Origin of the sequence: Burkholderia pyrrocinia (assembly GCF_018417535.1) — a bacterium.
Lineage (GTDB): Bacteria > Pseudomonadota > Gammaproteobacteria > Burkholderiales > Burkholderiaceae > Burkholderia > Burkholderia pyrrocinia_E.
The window spans coordinates 2,576,934-2,593,777 of the sequence record NZ_CP070977.1; the positions used below are offsets into that span (position 1 = coordinate 2,576,934).

At 66.4% G+C, this 16,844-nt stretch carries 15 protein-coding genes and 1 pseudogene; 7 read left to right on the forward strand and 9 right to left on the reverse strand.

What is annotated here, in order from left to right; genetic code table 11:
• The first annotated feature begins 336 nt into the window (after nucleotides 1-336).
• Genes trpE through JYG32_RS11985 form a run of 6 tightly spaced genes read left to right on the forward strand, consistent with a single transcriptional unit; the run spans nucleotide 337 to nucleotide 5,839 of the window.
• On the forward strand, nucleotides 337-1,830 hold the full coding sequence (gene trpE / locus JYG32_RS11960) for an anthranilate synthase component I (RefSeq protein ID WP_034183729.1): 1,494 nt from the start codon (nucleotides 337-339) through the stop codon (nucleotides 1,828-1,830).
• Nucleotides 1,831-1,843: 13 nt separating this feature from the next.
• Nucleotides 1,844-2,434: an aminodeoxychorismate/anthranilate synthase component II gene (locus JYG32_RS11965; protein ID WP_174382037.1), complete on the forward strand. Its 591-nt coding sequence runs from the start codon at nucleotides 1,844-1,846 to the stop codon at nucleotides 2,432-2,434.
• A gap of 13 nt (nucleotides 2,435-2,447) precedes the next feature.
• Entirely contained in the window at nucleotides 2,448-3,479 is a 1,032-nt protein-coding gene (gene trpD / locus JYG32_RS11970; RefSeq protein ID WP_043191545.1) for an anthranilate phosphoribosyltransferase, read from the forward strand.
• A 29-nt stretch (nucleotides 3,480-3,508) separates the two neighbouring features.
• Nucleotides 3,509-4,294, forward strand: a complete 786-nt coding sequence (gene trpC, locus JYG32_RS11975) for an indole-3-glycerol phosphate synthase TrpC (RefSeq protein WP_213263655.1) — start codon at nucleotides 3,509-3,511, stop codon at nucleotides 4,292-4,294.
• A complete protein-coding gene (locus tag JYG32_RS11980) occupies nucleotides 4,294-4,920 on the forward strand; it encodes a CYTH domain-containing protein (protein ID WP_213263656.1) in 627 nt (208 codons plus the stop codon). The genes trpC and JYG32_RS11980 overlap by 1 nt, the downstream gene beginning before the upstream one ends.
• A gap of 13 nt (nucleotides 4,921-4,933) precedes the next feature.
• The gene (locus JYG32_RS11985) at nucleotides 4,934-5,839 is read left to right on the forward strand and encodes a uracil-DNA glycosylase (RefSeq protein ID WP_213263657.1); all 906 of its coding nucleotides are present in this window, start codon (nucleotides 4,934-4,936) and stop codon (nucleotides 5,837-5,839) included.
• A gap of 109 nt (nucleotides 5,840-5,948) precedes the next feature.
• Here JYG32_RS11985 and JYG32_RS11990 read toward each other — a convergent pair whose 3' ends face one another.
• The 4 genes from JYG32_RS11990 to JYG32_RS12005 all read right to left on the reverse strand — a co-directional run bounded on the left by JYG32_RS11990 (nucleotide 5,949) and on the right by JYG32_RS12005 (nucleotide 10,596).
• Nucleotides 5,949-6,545: an FMN-dependent NADH-azoreductase gene (locus tag JYG32_RS11990; protein WP_072443039.1), complete on the reverse strand. Its 597-nt coding sequence runs from the start codon at nucleotides 6,543-6,545 to the stop codon at nucleotides 5,949-5,951.
• A 147-nt stretch (nucleotides 6,546-6,692) separates the two neighbouring features.
• Nucleotides 6,693-8,492, reverse strand: a complete 1,800-nt coding sequence (locus JYG32_RS11995; RefSeq protein WP_213263658.1) for a M61 family metallopeptidase — start codon at nucleotides 8,490-8,492, stop codon at nucleotides 6,693-6,695.
• Between the two features lie 106 nt (nucleotides 8,493-8,598).
• The gene (locus JYG32_RS12000) at nucleotides 8,599-9,327 is read right to left on the reverse strand and encodes a DsbC family protein (RefSeq protein WP_213263659.1); all 729 of its coding nucleotides are present in this window, start codon (nucleotides 9,325-9,327) and stop codon (nucleotides 8,599-8,601) included.
• A 90-nt stretch (nucleotides 9,328-9,417) separates the two neighbouring features.
• Complete coding sequence (locus JYG32_RS12005) at nucleotides 9,418-10,596, reverse strand: UbiH/UbiF family hydroxylase (protein ID WP_174382031.1); 1,179 nt, start codon at nucleotides 10,594-10,596, stop codon at nucleotides 9,418-9,420.
• 246 nt (nucleotides 10,597-10,842) lie between these two features.
• Here JYG32_RS12005 and ychF point away from each other — a divergent pair, with 246 nt between their 5' ends.
• Nucleotides 10,843-11,937 carry a redox-regulated ATPase YchF gene (gene ychF / locus JYG32_RS12010; RefSeq protein ID WP_174382030.1) on the forward strand — a complete coding sequence of 365 codons (1,095 nt, stop codon included), beginning with the start codon at nucleotides 10,843-10,845 and terminating at the stop codon, nucleotides 11,935-11,937.
• A gap of 86 nt (nucleotides 11,938-12,023) precedes the next feature.
• Here ychF and JYG32_RS12015 read toward each other — a convergent pair whose 3' ends face one another.
• From JYG32_RS12015 to JYG32_RS12035, 5 genes and pseudogenes are all read right to left on the reverse strand, one after another.
• Nucleotides 12,024-12,449, reverse strand: a complete 426-nt coding sequence (locus tag JYG32_RS12015; protein ID WP_213263660.1) for a lysozyme inhibitor LprI family protein — start codon at nucleotides 12,447-12,449, stop codon at nucleotides 12,024-12,026.
• A pseudogene (locus JYG32_RS12020) lies at nucleotides 12,446-12,977 on the reverse strand (lysozyme). The gene JYG32_RS12015 and the pseudogene JYG32_RS12020 overlap by 4 nt, the downstream one beginning before the upstream one ends.
• A 279-nt stretch (nucleotides 12,978-13,256) precedes the next feature.
• Entirely contained in the window at nucleotides 13,257-14,648 is a 1,392-nt protein-coding gene (gene gabP, locus JYG32_RS12025; protein WP_213263661.1) for a GABA permease, read from the reverse strand.
• A gap of 414 nt (nucleotides 14,649-15,062) precedes the next feature.
• Nucleotides 15,063-15,407 carry an MmcQ/YjbR family DNA-binding protein gene (locus JYG32_RS12030; RefSeq protein ID WP_213263662.1) on the reverse strand — a complete coding sequence of 115 codons (345 nt, stop codon included), beginning with the start codon at nucleotides 15,405-15,407 and terminating at the stop codon, nucleotides 15,063-15,065.
• A gap of 81 nt (nucleotides 15,408-15,488) precedes the next feature.
• Nucleotides 15,489-16,754, reverse strand: coding sequence for an MFS transporter (locus tag JYG32_RS12035; RefSeq protein WP_213263663.1), 1,266 nt, complete (start codon nucleotides 16,752-16,754; stop codon nucleotides 15,489-15,491).
• Between the last annotated feature and the right edge of the window lie 90 nt (nucleotides 16,755-16,844).

Here is a 16,844-nt window from a genome sequence, read left to right on the forward strand (position 1 = left end):
TCTGAATAAAAAACGGAGTCTGAGCAGCATCGACCGGGGAGCCTGGCCCTGGCGTCGCTGGTCGCGCTAACCTCTTCGATGAGGTACGCTGAAGCACGTCTTCAGCGCCGTTTTTTATCTCGCTGCGCATCCGCGCGCCGATCGTCGCTCCACCTCGAGTTCCACCGCGTCCGAACGCTTGCGTTCAGGATCGGCCGCAGGCTCGCGACGTTCACGCCCGGAGTGCCGACCGGCAACAGGCACTTCTCGATCGACCGCCCTTTCGCCGACGGCAACCCGCGCAGCGTCAAGTGATCCCCGGCGCACGCCGCCGCTCGTCCCGAACAGGACCGGAACATGACCGAACTCGAATTCCAATCGCTCGCGAACGAAGGCTACAACCGTATCCCGCTGATCGCGGAAGCCCTCGCCGATCTCGAAACGCCGCTGTCCCTCTACCTGAAGCTGGCCCAGCCCGAACGCGCGGGCGCCAATTCGTTCCTGCTCGAATCGGTGGTCGGCGGAGAACGCTTCGGCCGCTACTCGTTCATCGGCCTGCCCGCCCGCACGCTCGTGCGCACCCGCAACGGCGTGTCGGAAGTCGTGCGCGACGGCCAGGTCGTCGAGACGCATGACGGCGACCCGTTCCAGTTCATCGAATCGTTCCAGGCGCGCTTCAAGGTGGCACAGCGTCCGGGCCTGCCGCGCTTCTGCGGCGGTCTCGCCGGCTACTTCGGCTACGACGCGGTGCGCTATATCGAGAAGAAGCTCGCGAACACCGCGCCGCGCGACGATCTCGGCCTGCCCGACATCCAGTTGCTGCTGACCGAGGAAGTCGCGGTGATCGACAACCTCGCCGGCAAGCTGTACCTGATCATCTACGCGGACCCCGGCCAGCCGGAAGCCTACGCGAAGGCGAAACAGCGCCTGCGCGAACTGAAGCAGCGCCTGCGCACGACCGTGCAGCCGCCCGTCACGTCGGCGAGCGTGCGCACCGAGACGTTCCGCGAGTTCAAGAAGGAAGACTATCTGGCCGCCGTGCGCCAGGCGAAGGAATACATCGCGGCCGGCGAACTGATGCAGATCCAGGTCGGCCAGCGGCTGACGAAGCCGTACCGCGACAACCCGCTGTCGCTGTATCGCGCGCTGCGTTCGCTGAATCCGTCGCCGTACATGTATTACTACAACTTCGGCGATTTCCACGTGGTCGGCGCATCGCCGGAAATCCTCGTGCGCCAGGAAAAGCGCGGCGACGACCAGATCGTCACGATTCGCCCGCTCGCCGGCACGCGCCCGCGCGGCAACACGCCCGAGCGCGACGCGGAACTCGCGACCGAACTGCTCAACGATCCGAAGGAGATCGCCGAGCACGTGATGCTGATCGACCTCGCGCGCAACGACGTCGGCCGCATCGCCGAAATCGGCTCGGTGCAGGTGACCGACAAGATGGTCATCGAGAAGTACTCGCACGTGCAGCACATCGTCAGCTCGGTCGAAGGCAAGCTGAAGCCCGGCATGACGAACTACGACGTGCTGCGCGCGACGTTCCCGGCCGGCACGCTGTCCGGCGCGCCGAAGGTGCGCGCGATGGAACTGATCGACGAGCTCGAGCCGATCAAGCGCGGGCTGTACGGCGGTGCGGTGGGCTACCTGTCGTTCTCGGGCGAGATGGATCTCGCGATCGCGATCCGCACGGGCCTGATCCACAACGGCAACCTGTATGTGCAAGCGGCGGCCGGCGTCGTCGCGGATTCGGTGCCCGAATCCGAATGGCAAGAGACCGAAAACAAGGCGCGCGCGGTGCTGCGTGCGGCCGAACAGGTCCAGGACGGCCTCGATAGCGACTTCTGACCGGAGACTGACCATGCTGCTCATGATCGACAACTACGACTCGTTCACCTACAACCTGGTCCAGTACTTCGGCGAACTGGGCGAGGACGTGCGCACGTACCGCAACGACGAAATCACGCTCGACGCGATCGCGCGCCTGAATCCCGATGCGATCTGCCTGTCGCCGGGCCCGAGCAACCCGCAGCACGCGGGCATCACGCTCGACGTGCTGCGCGAATTTTCGGGCAAGAAACCGATCCTCGGCGTCTGCCTCGGCCACCAGGCGATCGGCGAAGCATTCGGCGGCCGCGTCGTCCGCGCGACCACCATCATGCACGGCAAGGTGAGCCGGATCGAAACGGACTGCCGCGGCGTGTTCGCCGACCTGCCGAAACATTTCGACGTCACGCGCTACCACTCGCTCGCGATCGAGCGCGAATCACTGCCCGATTGCCTCGAGGTGTCCGCGTGGACCGACGACGGCGAAATCATGGGCGTGCGCCACAAGACGCTACCGATTGAAGGCGTGCAGTTCCATCCGGAATCGATCCTGTCCGAGCATGGCCATGCGCTGCTCGAGAATTTCCTGAAGCTTGCGCGCGCCGCGGCCGCGCAAGCCGCTTGACGGGAGCCTCACGATGACGATTACTCCGCAGGAAGCGCTGCAGCGCACGATCGAACACCGCGAGATCTTCCACGACGAGATGCTGCACCTGATGCGGCTCATCATGCGCGGCGACATGTCGCCCGTGATGGCCGCCGCGATCATCACCGGGTTGCGCGTGAAGAAGGAGACAATCGGCGAGATCGCCGCGGCCGCAACCGTGATGCGCGAATTCGCGAACCACGTCGAGGTGCAGGACAACTCGAACTTCGTCGACATCGTCGGCACGGGCGGCGACGGCTCGCACACGTTCAATATCTCGACCGCGTCGATGTTCGTCACGGCGGCCGCCGGCGCGAAGGTCGCGAAGCACGGCAACCGCGGCGTGTCGAGCAAGTCCGGCAGCGCCGACGTGCTCGAGGCGCTCGGCGTGAACATCGACCTGCAGTCGGACCAGGTTGCCGCGTCGATCGCCGAAACCGGCATGGGCTTCATGTTCGCGCCGAACCATCACCCGGCGATGAAGAACATCGCGGCCGTGCGCCGCGAGCTCGGCGTGCGCACGATCTTCAACATCCTCGGCCCGCTGACCAATCCTGCCGGCGCGCCGAACCAGTTGATGGGCGTGTTCCATCCCGACCTCGTCGGCATCCAGGTGCGCGTGATGCAGCGCCTCGGCGCGCAGCACGTGCTCGTCGTGTACGGCAAGGACGGAATGGACGAGGTATCGCTCGGCGCCGCGACGCTCGTCGGCGAATTGCGCGACGGCAAGGTGCACGAATACGAGATCCATCCGGAGGACTTCGGCCTGCAGATGGTGTCGAACCGCACGCTGAAGGTGGAAAATGCCGACGAATCGCGCACGATGCTGCTCGGCGCGCTGGACAACCAGCCGGGCGTCGCGCGCGAGATCGTCACGCTGAACGCGGGCACCGCGCTCTATGCGGCGAACGTCGCCGAATCGATCGCGGACGGCATCCAGCTCGCCCGCGAAGCGATCGCGAGCGGCAAGGCACGCGCGAAAGTCGACGAACTCGTGCGCTTCACGCAGCAGTTCAAGCGCTGACTCCCCTTACGAATCAAGCAGGAATCCACATGAGCGACATTCTCGACCGAATCATCGCCGTCAAGCGCGAAGAAGTCGCGGCGGCCATGCGCAGCACGCCGCTCGAGGCACTGAAGCTGGACGCATCCGCGCGCGACCTGCGCGACTTCGTCGGCGCGCTGCGTGCGAAGCACGCGGCCGGCGACGCCGCGGTGATCGCCGAAATCAAGAAGGCAAGCCCGTCGAAGGGCGTGCTGCGCGAGCATTTCGTGCCGGCCGACATCGCACGCTCGTATGCGGCGCACGGCGCCGCGTGCCTGTCGGTGCTGACCGACGAACAGTTTTTCCAGGGCAGCGTCCGCTACCTCGAAGAAGCGCGCGCGGCCTGCACGCTGCCGGTGCTGCGCAAGGACTTCATCGTCGACGCGTACCAGATCCTCGAAGCACGCGCGATGGGCGCCGACGCGATCCTGCTGATCGCCGCCGCGCTCGACACGCCGCTGATGCAGGACCTCGAAGCGTATGCGCACTCGCTCGGCCTCGCCGTGCTGGTCGAAGTGCACGACCGCAACGAAATGGAACAGGCATTGACGCTCAAGACGCCGCTGCTCGGCATCAACAACCGCAACCTGCGCACGTTCGAGACGTCGATCCAGACCACGCTCGACATGCTCGACATGATTCCGCAGGACCGGATCGTCGTGACCGAATCGGGCGTCCTGTCGCGCATCGACGTCGACACGATGCGCGCGGCGAACGTGAACACGTTCCTCGTCGGCGAAGCGTTCATGCGCGCCGAGCAGCCGGGCGAGGAACTCGCGCGGATGTTCTTCTGATGGCGATCGAAAAGGAAATCAAGCTCGCGCTGCCGGCCGGTCAGGCCGAGGCCGCGCGGCGCTTCTTCGAGACGCTGACCGGCGAACCCGGTCACGACATCACGCTCGCGAACGTCTATTACGACACGCCCGATCTCGCGCTGGCGCGCTCGAAGAGCGCGGTGCGCGTGCGCCGCACGCCGCACGGCTGGTTGCAGACCTTCAAGACGGTCGGCAGCGCGGAAGGCGGCCTGCATCGCCGCCACGAATGGGAACTGCCCGTCGCCGGCGACGCGCTCGAGATCGATGCGCTCGTCGCGGCCTGCGACGTGCCGGAAGCCGCCGCCGCGCTGAATAGTGCGGCCGGCGCGCTGTCCGCGCTGTTCCGCACGGATTTTTCGCGTACGCTGTGGCGCATCGCAATCGGCGGCGCAACCGTCGAAGCCGCGGTGGACCTCGGCGAAATCGTCGTCCAGGCGGAACACGAAACGCGCCGCGAACCGATCAGCGAAATCGAACTCGAACTGATCGACGGCCCGGAAGCGTCGCTCGCGACGCTCGCCGCCGAACTGCAGCAGGCGCTGCCGGGCCTCGCTCCCGAAAACATCAGCAAGGCGCAACGCGGCTACCGGCTGCGCGCGCAATAAACACGCATCACGCATGGCAACCCGCAAGACTTCCCGCGCGCCGCAACAGGCGTCGCTGTTCGATGATCCCGTGCCGGAAACGGCACCGGCCGATCTTCCGTCCCCGGCTTCCGCGTCGTCCACCGCCGGACGCAAGCCCGCCAGGAAAGCCGCTGCGCCGGCCCCGGCCTCCACGGCACCGCAGTCCGTTGCCGCCGACGTCCCGCACCTCGCCGCGCAATTCGACGCGCTGCCGGCCATCTGGCGAGATGTACTGAAACCCTTTACCGACAGCGACGCGTACGCGCCGCTGTGCCGCTTCGTCGACGACGAGCGTGCGGCCGGCAAGACGGTCTACCCGACCGACGTGTTCCGCGCGCTGCGCCTCACGAGCCCGGACGACGTGAAGGTCGTGATCCTCGGCCAGGACCCGTACCACGGCGACGATCGCGGCACGCCGCAGGCGCACGGCCTCGCGTTCTCGGTGCCGCCTGCCGTCCGCACGCCGCCGTCGCTGCGCAACATCTTCAAGGAAATCGCCGCGAACTTCGGTCACGACACGCCGCGCCACGGCTGTCTCGACACGTGGGCGCGCCAGGGCGTGCTACTGCTCAACACCGTGCTGACGGTCGAGCGCGGCGCGGCCGCGAGCCACGCGAAGCGCGGCTGGGAGCAATGCACGGACACGCTGATCCGCGAACTCGCCGGCCGCCATCGCGGGCTCGTCTTCATGCTGTGGGGCGCGCACGCGCAGGCGAAGCGCGCACTGTTCGACGCGAGCGCGCACTGCGTGCTCGAGGCGCCGCATCCGTCGCCGCTGTCGGCGCACCGCGGCTTCCTCGGCTGCCGCCATTTCACGCTCGCGAACGACTATCTGGTCGAAGCTGGCCGCGAACCGATCGACTGGCGCCTGCCGGAAGTGGCCGAAACGCTCGCGTAACGGCCGCGCCGGTTCTGTCGCCGGCCTGAATGCAAAAACGCCGCGCCCCTTCGGGGACGCGGCGTTTTTTGTTGGACGATGCGGCGGGTGCGTCGCACCCGCATCGACCTTACGCGGCGGCGATCGCTTCGCGTGCGCTGGCGAGCGCGGCGCTCTGCGCATCCGGGCCAAGGTTCAGGCCTTCCGCGAAGATGAAGCTCACGTCGGTCATGCCGACGAAGCCGAGGAACGTGCGCAGGTACGGCGTCTGGCTGTCGTTCGGCGTACCGGCGTACTTGCCGCCGCGGGCCGTCACCACGTGGACCTTCTTGCCCTTGATCAGGCCTTCCGGACCATTCTCGGTGTAGCGGAACGTGACGCCTGCACGTGCGATCCAGTCGAAATACGTCTTCAGTTGCGACGAGATGCCGAAGTTGTACATCGGCGCGCCGATCACGATGATGTCGGCGGCTTGCAGTTCGGCGATCAGCGCATCGCTCTTCGCGACGATCGCATTCTGCTCCGCGCTGCGCTGGTCGGCCGGCGTGAAGAACGCGCCGAGCACCGATTCGTCGAGGTGCGGCAGCGCATCGGCCAGCAGGTCGCGAACCACGACCTTCGCGCCGGGGTTCGATTGTTGCAGCTTTGCCGTCAGTTCGTTGGCCAGCAGCGTGGATTGCGCGCCTTGCGAACGCGCCGCGGAATTGATTTGCAGAATGGTCGTCATGTCAGGCTCCGGTTGGGTTGCGCTTCGGTAGCGCGAGTGACGCCATTGTGCGTGGCCGCATGAGCGCGAAAAAGCGGGTTCAGGGCGACGGATTGTTGCAGCAGCAGAACAATTACGACTCGTGCCCCGATTCCCGCTACCGTGCGCTCAGCCCTTCAGCCAGGCTTCGCGGGCCTTCGATACCGCGGCCGGCTTCGCTGCCGCCGTCAGCCGGTAGCGCGTGACTTCCGGGCCATCGAGCTTCAGTTTCGCGGTGCGCAGCTCGTCGCGGCGGAATGCGTGAACCTCGACCTTGTCGCCCGGCCGGTAGCGTGCGAGCAGCGTGTCGAGGTTGGTGCCCGTGACGCGCAGCCCGTCGACCGCGATCAGCGTGTCGCCGGCCGACAGCCCCGCGCGATGCGCGGCGCCGCCTTCATAGACAGCCGCGAACGTGCAGTCCGCACCGCCGCGCAGGCGCGCGCCGATCGTCGGCTTCGCGGCCGCGCCGTTCGCGACATCGGGCGCGAGCGTCACGCCGAATGGCGCGAGCAGCTCGCCGAGCGGCAGGTCGCGCGTGCCGTGCACGGCGTCGGAGAACAGGCGGCCAAGCGCGACGCCCGTCGCTTCTTCGATCAGCGTCTCGACTTCGTCTTCCTCGACGCCCGCCTGCTTGCCGCGATAGAAATCGCGACCGTAGCGTTGCCACAGCAGGCGCATCACGTCGTCGAGCGACTTCCGGTTGCGCGTCTGCGCGCGGATCGCGAGATCGAACGCGAGCGCGACGAGCGAACCCTTCGTGTAGTAGCTGACGATCGCGTTGGTCGCGTTCTCGTCCTGGCGGTAGTACTTGATCCACGCGTCGAACGAGCTTTCCGCGACGCTCTGCTTGAGCCGACCCGTGCCGCGCAGCACGCCGCCGACCGTGCGGCCGAGCGCCGCGAAATATTCGTCCTGCGACATCAGCCCGCAGCGCACCAGCATCAGGTCATCGTAATACGACGTGAAGCCTTCGAACAGCCACAACAGCGACGTGTAGTTCTCGCGCGTCAGGTCGTACGGCACGAACGCCGCCGGCTTGATGCGCTTCACGTTCCACGTGTGGAAGTACTCGTGGCTGCAAAGGCCGAGATACGTGCGATAGCCTTCCGTCGTCTCGGGCCGCCCTTTCACCGGCAGGTCGGTGCGGTTGCAGATCAGCGCGGTCGATGCGCGATGCTCGAGGCCGCCGTAGCCGTCGCTGACTGCGAGCGTCATGAACACATAGCGGTCCATCGGCGCCTTCTTCGATTTCGGCTCGAACAGCGCGATCTGCGCTTCGCACACGCGCTTCAGGTCGGTTCGCAACCGCTCCAGGTCGAGCTGCGTCACGCGCCCCGCGATCACGATGTCGTGCGGCACGCCGTGCGCGTCGAACGTCGCGAGCGCGAAGTCGCCGATCGTCACCGGATGGTCGGAAAGCTCGTCGTAGTTCGACGCGCGATACGCACCGAAGCCGTAGCGCTTCGTGCCGCGTGCCTCGGGCAGCGCGGTGCCGACGCGCCACGCGCGGAATGCCGCGCCGGCCGGCTTCGCGATGTCGACTTCGCACGGCGCGTCCTCGCGGCCGGCGACGCTCAGGAACACAGCCGTCGCGTTGAAGAAGCCACCCGATTCGTCGAGATACGCGGAGCGCACCGACAGGTCCCACGCATACACGTCGTAGCGCAGCGTCAGCGCGCCGGTCACGGGCGCGGCCTGCCACGTGTGCTTGTCGGTCTTCGCGATCCGCACCTTGCGGCCCGCGTCGTTGAACGCGCCGAGCGTCACGATGTTGCGCGCGAACTCGCGTACGAGGTAGCTGCCCGGAATCCACACCGGCAGCGAGAAGCGCTGGCCTTCGGGATCGGGATCGGCGACCGTCACCGACACTTCGAACAGGTGCGCGGCAAGATCTTTCGGGACAATCGAATAGCGGATCGGCTGGGTCATCGTGGCAATCGGTCGGTCGAATACGGCGGCGAAAACGAAGAGAGGCGCCGGCAGATCATGCGGGCGCCCCTCGCTGGCCGGGCCTGCGGCCCGGCATGTCGGTCGGTTACTTGCTCGAGGCGAGCGCCTGGTTGAGCTGGTCGGCCGATACCGCGCCCGGCAGGCGGCGGCCGTCCGGCAGGAAGATCGTCGGCGTACCGGTGACGTTCATCCCGCGGCCAAGCGCGAGGTTCTTGTCGAGTGCGCTGGTATCGCAGGTACCGGCGCCGGACGGCGCACGGTGGTCGAGCATCCAGCCCTCCCACGTCTTTGCGCGGTCGGTCGCGCACCAGATCGCCTTCGACTTCACGGTCGAATCCGGCGACAGCACCGGGTACAGGAACGTGTAGACGGTGACGTTGTCGACCGACTGCAGCGTCGTCTCGAGCTTCTTGCAGTACGGGCAGTTCGGATCGGAGAACACCGCGATCTTGCGTGCGCCGTTGCCCTTGACGATCTTGATCGCATTCGCGAACGGCAGGCTCGCGAAGTCGATCTTGTTGATTTCGGACAGGCGTGCGTCGGTCAGGTTCTTGTGCGTCTTGGTGTCGACGAGATCGCCGAGCAGCACGTAGTCGCCCGCCGCGTCGCTATAGATGATCTGCGAGCCGAGGTTCACTTCGTAAAGGCCCGCAACCGGCGATTTCGACACGCTCTTGATCGGTGCGTCGTTACCGAGACGGGCCTGCAGCGTGGCTTTCAGCTTGTCGGTGGTCTGGTCGGCCTGCGCGGTGCAGCCCAGCGTCGCCATCGTGACGGCCAGCGCCAGCGACGCGATGCGGATCGTTTTTTTCATCGAAATCTTCCTTCAGCTCAATCGGTGTGCACGGCACAGTGTACGCCGTAACGGAACCGAGTCCGACCGGCGAAGCGGCCGAAGGTTCGATCAGCCGAGCGCGGCCGACACGAGCCAGCGCTTCACGAGCGGCTGCGCCCCGACGAATGCCATGCCCGCATTGCGTACCGCCTTCGCGAGCGAGCCCGGCACCGCGAACAGCCGCTGCAGGCCGTCGGTCGCGACCATCAACGCGCGGATGTCCTCGCGGCGCGAACGCTCGTAGCGGCGCAGCAGCACCGTATCGCCGAGGTTGCGGAAGCTTTCCTTGCCGGCGATCGCGTCGGCGAGCGCCGCGACGTCGCGCAGCCCAAGGTTCATCCCCTGTCCCGCGAGCGGGTGGATCAGGTGCGCGGCGTCGCCGACGAGCGCGACGCGCGGCGCGATCAGCTTGTCGACCGTCTGCAGCGCCAGCGGGAAGCCGGCGGCCGGCGTCACGCATTCGAGCGTGCCGACCTGGCCGTGCGACACGCGCTCGACCTCGGCCGCGAGCTGCGCCGGATCGAGTGCGAGCAGTTTGTCCGCATGCGCGGTGTGCGCGGACCACACAAGCGACACGTGGCCGTCCGGCAGTGGCAGCAGCGCGACGATCTCGCCTTCGTGGAACCATTGGTAGGCCGTCTCGCGGTGCGGCAGCGACGCCTTGAAGTTCGCGACGACGCCCGTCTGCCGGTAGTCGCGCCGTTCGATCCTGGCCCCCATTTGCGAACGTACCCACGAATGCGCGCCGTCGGCACCGACGACGAGGTCCGCTTCGAGCACCTGCCCCGACGACAGCGTGAGCACGGCCGCATCGTCGCGCACGTCGAAGCCCTGCGCGCGCGCATCGAACCACGTAAGGTTCGGCTGGAACCGCAGCGCGGCGTCGAGCGACGCCTCGACCAGCGACGATTCGGCGATCCACGCAAGCTGCGGCACGGAGGCCTGGTACGCGGAAAAATGAAGCTCGGCGTGCGCATCGCCGTACACGCGCATGTCGTAGACCGGCGCGAGCCGGCTGTGGTCGAGCGCCTGCCAGACCCGCAGCCGCTCGAGCAAGGCCTGCGAGCTGGACGACAGCGCGTAGACGCGCGTGTCGAACGCGAGATCGGCGGGGCGCGGCGTGGCCGGCTGGGCGAGCAAGGCAGTCTTGTAGCCGGACTGGGTCAGCGCGAGCGCGGCCGTCTTGCCGACGAGCCCGCCGCCGACCACGGCAACATCGAAGGTGTGGTGGGCAGTCATGGCGGGCATTATAGCCGCGGGGCCAAACCCTTACGCGGCCGGACTTTGCGGGAAATCAGCAGAATCGCAGGCGGACGCGGCGGCGCGGCGGCCCGCCGCATCGGCCGTTCGGCGCAACCCCGGAATCCGGGGCGTCGGCACGGTACAATAGCGTCTTTGACCGTCGGCCTGCCGCGCCCCAAGCGCCGGCCGCCCTTTTTTCCCGCGCCGCCGTGCCCTGTCCGGCCGCGCCGCCTTACCCGTCCGAAGGATTCCATGAGTCTCAAATGCGGCATCGTCGGCTTGCCCAACGTCGGCAAGTCCACCCTGTTCAATGCGCTGACCAAGGCCGGCATCGCCGCCGAGAACTACCCGTTCTGCACGATCGAGCCGAACGTCGGCATCGTCGAAGTGCCCGATACGCGCCTGAAGGGGCTCTCCGAGATCGTCAAGCCCGAGCGCGTCGTGCCGGCCGTCGTCGAATTCGTCGACATCGCGGGCCTCGTCGCGGGCGCAAGCAAGGGTGAAGGCCTCGGCAACCAGTTCCTCGCGAACATCCGCGAAACCGATGCGATCACGCACGTCGTGCGCTGCTTCGAGGACGAGAACGTCATTCACGTCGCCGGCAAGGTCAGCCCGATCGACGACATCGAGGTGATCAACACCGAACTCGCGCTCGCCGATCTGAGCACCGTCGAGAAGGCGCTCACGCGCTATTCGAAGGCCGCGAAGTCGGGCAACGACAAGGAAGCGGCCAAGCTCGTCGCGATGCTTGACAAGGTGCGCGCGCAGCTCGACCAGGGCAAGGCCGTGCGCGGCCTCGCGCTGTCGGACGACGAAGAGGCGCTGCTCAAGCCGTTCTGCCTGATCACCGCAAAGCCGGCGATGTACGTCGCCAACGTGAAGGACGACGGCTTCGAGAACAACCCCCACCTCGATGCGGTGCGCAAGTACGCGGAAAGCGAGAATGCGCCGGTGGTCGCCGTATGCGCGGCAATCGAGGCGGAAATCGCCGATCTCGACGACGCGGACAAGGAAGCGTTCCTCGCCGACATGGGCATGGCAGAGCCGGGCCTCGACCGCGTGATCCGCGCGGGCTTCAAGTTGCTCGGCCTGCAGACCTACTTCACCGCGGGCGTGAAGGAAGTGCGCGCGTGGACGATCCATGTCGGCGACACGGCGCCGCAGGCGGCCGGCGTGATCCACACCGACTTCGAGCGCGGCTTCATCCGCGCGCAGACGATCGCGTTCGACGACTTCATCACCTACAAGGGTGAACAGGGCGCGAAGGAAGCCGGCAAGATGCGCGCGGAAGGGAAGGAATATGTCGTGCACGATGGCGACGTGATGAACTTCCTGTTCAACGTCTGAGCACATCAACCGACGCTGTTTCGTGCGGCGTCACAGTAACCCGGAACGGCCCGCGAGCAGCGGGCCTTTCTTTATTCCGGAGCGACTCATGAAGGTTTGCGGGAAGCGCTCGTCGACAATCTTTTCGTCATTTCCTTCGTAGCCGCCGTCGCGCAGATCGCCTGTGCCGCAGGACGCATCGAACCATCGCCCCATGCGTTGCGCGCCGATTTTTCGCATGATGTGTCGCGCGCCTTCTTCCACTTTGCGATCCGTGCGTCGAACGCCTTCCTGCGCTGTGGCCGCTCATTCACTTGCTTGTCGACAACCTGCTGCAATTCTTGCTCGGCGACGAGTTGATCGCGCCACGCACAGAAATTCATGCTTGTCTGATTCGAATCGCAGTCGCTGAGCAGTGCGTTGACCTCGCTCGCCGGCAAACCGCTGCGCGCCGCTATCTCATCGGCCGGCGTCTGGCCAGCAAACGCACTCACCGACGCCAGCACGAACAACCCGATCATGGCCCTTCTCACTGCGCCCCCTGCTGTGGCTGGAACGGCGCCGATTCGAGCCGACGCCGGTTAACAAGGCCGGTCGAACGAACAGGTGCCAAGCGGCGCCCATTCGCGTCTCGCGGATGAATCCAGACACGCTGATTCATGTGCGACACCACGCCAGTGTCGTTGCTCTGATTCGCGGAACGGAGCGGGCCAGTGCGCCAGTGCGCCAGTGCGCCAGTGCGCCAGTGCGCCAGTGTTGCCGGCATTGTAGGTATAGCTGACGAGTTCGTCGAATTGCAACTGCGTCAATTGCCGAGTCGGGACATGTCGTCGCACGGCGGCCTCCGCCCGGCCGACACGGACCGCGAGTTGCGCATTCACTTGCGACGGCGTAACCGGCCTCCGCAGTTCTTCCGCGGTGCACGGCCCGGTATGAGCGAGCGTCCCGACGCCATAGGTACAGTTGTTCGCCTGATCGTTGTAGTACGCCATGACCGCGCTTTCCCGCAGACGCAGCTCGGCGCAACCCGCTTCACTCAACCGCATGTTCTCATTCGCCATCTGCCACCCTCCCGGCACGACCGCTAATCGCGCGTCGACTTCATCATTCACTTCGGTTGTCTAAATGATCAATGTAGGAAGTTGTTGCCGCCGACGAAATCAGACGAGTTCGATTTCTGTGACTCCAAATGTCAATGCCGCGCCCTATTGCCGAACGCCCTGCGTTACCACGAGTAAGTGCATCCGCTTACCCCCACAAAACAAATGGCCCGACCGGCTAACGCCGATCGGGCCACTTTCACGACAGGCGGCTCACCGCCATGCCGTCACATCACTGCATCACATCGCCGACACCCGCCGCCCCGCGTTCGCCTGCGCATCGCGACCGCGCTTGTTCAGCCACGACGCCAACAGCACGATCAACGCCAGCACGGCCGTCGCACCGACTTCCATCCGGTGATCCTCGCTGACGAACATCACGGTCAGCGTGCCGCAGATGAACAGGATCACGGCCCACGTGAGCCACGGGAACATCCACATCCGCAGCGTCAGGTCAGCGCCGCTCGATTCGAGCGTCTTGCGCATCCGCAGTTGCGAGATCGCGATCACGAGATACACGAGCAGCGCGATCGCGCCCGACGTCGCGAGCAGGAAGCCGAACACCTGCTCCGGCATCAGGTAGTTCGCGATCACGGTCACGAAGCCGAATGCGGTCGATGCAAGCACGGCCGCACGCGGCGTGCCGGTCGAATCGGTGCGGTGCAGGAACGCAGGTGCGTCCTTGCGCTTCGACAGCGAGAACAGCATCCGCGACGCCGTGTACAGCGCCGAATTCAGGCAGCTCGCGACCGACACGAGCACGATCACGTCGATGATCGCCTTCGCGTTCGGGATGCCGATCAACTCCATCGCGCGCTGATACGAGCCGTGCTTCGGCAGCAGCGGGTCGTTCCACGGCACGATGGCCGCGACGACGAGGATCGAGCCGAGATAGAACAGCGTGATGCGCCAGATCACCGAGTTCGTCGCACGCACGATCTGGCGTTGCGGGTTGTCCGATTCGGCGGCCGCGATCGTCACGATCTCGGTGCCGAGGAACGAGAACATCGTCGTCAGCATCGCCGCCAGCACGGCACCGGCGCCGTTCGGCATGAAGCCTTGATGCGCGAACAGGTTCGACACGCCCGATACGGCCGGCGCCGGAATGATCCCGACGATCGCCGCGCCGCCGATGCACAGGAACACGACGATCGCGACGACCTTGATCAGCGCGAACCAGAATTCGAATTCGCCGTAGTTCTTGACGGAAAAGAGGTTGGTGACGGTGAGCAGCAGCGTGATGCCAAGCGCGAAGATCCAGGTTGCGATACTCGGGAACCATGCATTGAGGATGGTCGCGGCGGCCGTTGCCTCGATCGGGATCACGAGCACCCAGAACCACCAGTACAGCCAGCCGATCGAGAAGCCGGCCCAGTGGCCGATCGCGCGATCGGCATAGGTCGAGAACGACCCGCTGTCCGGATGCGCGACGGCCATCTCGCCGAGCATGCGCATCACCAGGACGACCAGCACACCCGCGATCGCATACGCGAGTATCGACGCCGGGCCGGCTTCCGCGATCGCGTGGCCGGAGCCGACGAACAAGCCCGCGCCGATGACGCCGGCAATCGACATCATCGTCACGTGACGCTGCTTCAGGCCCGTGCCGAGGCCTGTGTTGCTTCCACTCATCTGTCTCTCTCCAATAAACGGTTCCGGTACGACCGGGTGTCGCGTGAAGGCGGCGCGGGGAGTTGTCGTTCTTGAATCCGGCTACGACCGCGCGTGCGTCGCACGCGGGCATGAAGCCGGACTGAGCCGTTCAGGTCGGTGCGCCGCGCAGTCTGCGAAGCTGCGGGTGCGATGCGGCACGCAGGGCGCCGGCGCATCGCGTACGCCCTTTCCATCGGCTTTCGTCAGCCGCCTTCGAAGCGAAGGAGTGTAAGCATCAAACGGTTCTTCACTAAGAACCAATTGAAGAATTTCGATGGAACCACTTGTTGCGTCGACGCGAACCGACGCAACGCTTGGTCCGGTCGGCGCCGGCTCGCGCGCCGTCAGGCCGCTTCCGTCGAAGGCAATCCGGCCGCTTGGCGTGCCGGATACTCAGTTCCCGCCGCGCGCCGCTTCGTCCCGCCATTTGGCAGGCACGATGGCGTGCCATTCTCGCAGAAGCAGGTTTTTCACGGCGTCGGGATGCGCGACAGACAGGCGCACCAGCACGATCGGCCAGCCCGCGTAGTGATCGGTCACGTAATACACGTCGGGCTCCGACTCGATCAGCCACGCGCGTTCGTCGGGGCCGACGCCCTTCACGACGAGCGTGTCGCCGTCCTCGCGCAGCCGCACGAGCATCTTGCCCTTCACCTTGAGTGCGGGCGTGCCGTACGACGTGCCTTCCTCGACGCCGCGCCACGCCAGCGCGATCTGCCGGACTTCGTCGAATGTCACAATGCCTCCCCGACCGTTGGTCGATGGTTGACGGTCCGGCCACCCTATCGGAAATCGCGCGGCACGCCCAGCGGCGCGTGCCTATCCGCCGGCCGCACGTGCGGCCACCGGCGCGCGTCCGGTGGTCGCGACGATGGCGAACGCGATCGCGTTCGCAACGGCGCTCGCGAGGATCGGCACGAGATAGCCGCCCCCCGCATCGTAGATAAAGCCGGCGGCGGCCGGCCCGATCAGCGTGCCGAACGCGACGCTCGTATACAGGATGCCGATGATCGCGCTCACGTTGCGTCCGCCGAAGTAGTCCATCACGACCGCCGGCAGCACGGCGACCCAACCGCCGTAGAACACGCCGAACACGAGTGCGAACGCGGTCAGCGTCGCGACGGTGCCGGCACCCGCCCACGCGACGAGCGCAACGGCCATGCCCGCAAACATCGCGAGCAGCGATGCGCGGCGGCCGAAGCGGTCGGCAAGGCCGCCGAGGAAGAAGCGGCCGGCCGTACTGCCGACGCCGATCGCGCCGAGCAGCAGCACGGCCGTCGACGGCGCGACGCCATGATCGAGCGCGTACGGCACGAGGTGAACGAACGGGACGAACACGCCGAACGAGCACACGAGGCATGCGGCGTAGAGGCTCGCGAACGGCCGCGACGTGACGGCCTCGCGCACCGTCGCGCCTGCGTGCACGGTCGCGCCGGCCGCGGAAGCACCGGCCTTCCGGCCGCCGTCGCCGGCGGTATCGCCGTCCGGCAACAGTCCACGCCCGCGCGGATCGTTCTCGATCAGCAGCGACATGCCCGCCCCCACGACCACCGCGATCACGGCCAGCGTGAAATACGCGCCGCGCCAGCCGACATGCGCGATCAGCGCGGACGCGAGCGGCGGCATCACGAGCGTGCCGACGCCGATCCCCGCGACCGCGAGCCCCGACGCGAAGCCTCGCCGCCGCACGAACCAGCGCTGCACCGCGCCGACGGCCGGCACGTATGCGCAGCCGACGCCGAGACCGACGCCGAGACCGTACGCGACATAAACCTGCACCAGCGTGTGTGCGGCGCCGGCGGCCGCGAGCCCGGCACCCGTCAGCAGCATCCCGGCGACCGCGAGCCGCCGAGAGCCGAAGCGATCGGCCAGCGGTCCGCTGACGATACCGAAGCCGAAATACAGGAAGCCGGCGAGCGAGAATACGAGCGAGATCTGCCCGCGCGATGCAGCGAAATCGCGCTGCAACGACTCGACGAACGCGCTGAACGTATACGCGCTGCCGAATCCAACGAACGTGACGGCGAACGCGGCCGCGACCACGTACCAGCCGTAGAAGAGGCGCGATGCGCCCGGGCGGTTCATGACGATGCTCCTCTCAGGTCCCATCGGCCGCCGCGCGGCGGCCGGATTGCCTCATGGATATAGTTGAACTATGTTGATCGCATCGGCCGC

Bases quoted from the DNA above. Each gene is read 5' to 3' on its own strand.
- trpE (WP_034183729.1), top strand. From the start codon at position 337: ATGACCGAACTCGAATTCCAATCGCTCGCGAACGAAGGCTACAACCGT.
- JYG32_RS11965 (WP_174382037.1), top strand. From the start codon at position 1,844: ATGCTGCTCATGATCGACAACTACGACTCGTTCACCTACAACCTGGTC.
- trpD (WP_043191545.1), top strand. From the start codon at position 2,448: ATGACGATTACTCCGCAGGAAGCGCTGCAGCGCACGATCGAACACCGC.
- trpC (WP_213263655.1), top strand. From the start codon at position 3,509: ATGAGCGACATTCTCGACCGAATCATCGCCGTCAAGCGCGAAGAAGTC.
- JYG32_RS11980 (WP_213263656.1), top strand. From the start codon at position 4,294: ATGGCGATCGAAAAGGAAATCAAGCTCGCGCTGCCGGCCGGTCAGGCC.
- JYG32_RS11985 (WP_213263657.1), top strand. From the start codon at position 4,934: ATGGCAACCCGCAAGACTTCCCGCGCGCCGCAACAGGCGTCGCTGTTC.
- JYG32_RS11990 (WP_072443039.1), bottom strand. From the start codon at position 6,545: ATGACGACCATTCTGCAAATCAATTCCGCGGCGCGTTCGCAAGGCGCG.
- JYG32_RS11995 (WP_213263658.1), bottom strand. From the start codon at position 8,492: ATGACCCAGCCGATCCGCTATTCGATTGTCCCGAAAGATCTTGCCGCG.
- JYG32_RS12000 (WP_213263659.1), bottom strand. From the start codon at position 9,327: ATGAAAAAAACGATCCGCATCGCGTCGCTGGCGCTGGCCGTCACGATG.
- JYG32_RS12005 (WP_174382031.1), bottom strand. From the start codon at position 10,596: ATGCCCGCCATGACTGCCCACCACACCTTCGATGTTGCCGTGGTCGGC.
- ychF (WP_174382030.1), top strand. From the start codon at position 10,843: ATGAGTCTCAAATGCGGCATCGTCGGCTTGCCCAACGTCGGCAAGTCC.
- gabP (WP_213263661.1), bottom strand. From the start codon at position 14,648: ATGAGTGGAAGCAACACAGGCCTCGGCACGGGCCTGAAGCAGCGTCAC.
- JYG32_RS12035 (WP_213263663.1), bottom strand. From the start codon at position 16,754: ATGAACCGCCCGGGCGCATCGCGCCTCTTCTACGGCTGGTACGTGGTC.